The organism is Bartonella raoultii, from assembly GCF_019659805.1.
In the GTDB taxonomy this organism is placed as follows: Bacteria; Pseudomonadota; Alphaproteobacteria; order Rhizobiales; family Rhizobiaceae; genus Bartonella; species Bartonella raoultii.
Window position 1 is genome coordinate 1 of sequence record NZ_JAIFRO010000025.1, and the last position, 1,000, is coordinate 1,000.

General features: G+C 34.8%; 2 protein-coding genes. Both read left to right on the forward strand.

All coding sequences use genetic code 11. The features are described 5' to 3' along the window. Nucleotides 1–131 precede the first annotated feature (131 nt). Nucleotides 132–437: a hypothetical protein gene (locus K3248_RS08535; RefSeq protein ID WP_208441908.1), complete on the forward strand. Its 306-nt coding sequence runs from the start codon at nucleotides 132–134 to the stop codon at nucleotides 435–437. A 205-nt stretch (nucleotides 438–642) separates the two neighbouring features. Beyond that, on the forward strand, nucleotides 643–978 hold the full coding sequence (locus K3248_RS08540; RefSeq protein WP_208441911.1) for an HMG-box domain-containing protein: 336 nt from the start codon (nucleotides 643–645) through the stop codon (nucleotides 976–978). Nucleotides 979–1,000: the final 22 nt, after the last annotated feature.

Genomic DNA, 1,000 nt, shown 5'->3' on the forward strand with positions numbered 1-1,000 from the left:
AAAACAGGTGTTTCTCGTTCTACTTATTTTAGGCTTAAAAGACAGCTTTCTTTAAAGAATTAGAGGAACTTTAATTGACCAGATTCAACTATTAAATTAAATATGAATAAGTATACCAAAAGGAGTTTTCTATGGAAAAGAAATTACCCAAAAGTTATATGACTGATGCTGAACGCGAGGAATTACGAGCAGGCGGTTTAGGCTTGGATAGTATCTATCTTTCTGAAGCAGAAGCAGCAGAGCAAGCTAATGATGATCAAACTGTATGGGAATGGCTAGCAATGGTTGAACTACCTGCTCATACACTTTTACATCTTAAGCATCATAATGGAGCACAATTTATTCGTGATATGGGATTTTCTACCAAGAATGCGGATGAAGAATATGGTCCAGATTGGTTAGACAAAGGTGTTATGATAGGAGGTCATCATTTCTGATAAAATAAAACGAATTATAGCGTTAGAAGATGCACGTACACAAATTTCTAATGCTGCATTGACTACCAAAAAATTGCAAAGTGCGCGAAATTATTTGTACAATCATATGCGCGATATTGGTAAAAGTGGGAATTTATTGTTGCTTCTAGAGGAGGAGCGTTACATCGTAGAAAATGATTTGGTTAAGTATGGAAATAGTAAATCTATGATAAGTAGCCTTAAAACAGCATTGACTGAGATTGATACTATTAGGAAGCATGTTGCGTTTGTAGAAAATCCTGAGAAATATCAAGTGATCAATGAGGCTTATAATTTACCCAAAAATCGCAAAGGTGATTTACCTTATGACGAAGCACGACAAGCAATGGCATCTCACTATACGCGTTTGGGAAATTTAGATAAATCTCGTTTAACAGACATTGAAAAGTCTATTATTGATGTGCGAAGAGATAATATGAAGGTAATGCGGAAGCTTTACGAAAAAATGCAAGCTAAAGCTATTGGTATAGATCTTTCACGCGATAAAGGTCATTCTCTTTAAGAAAACAAGCGTAAAATTATTA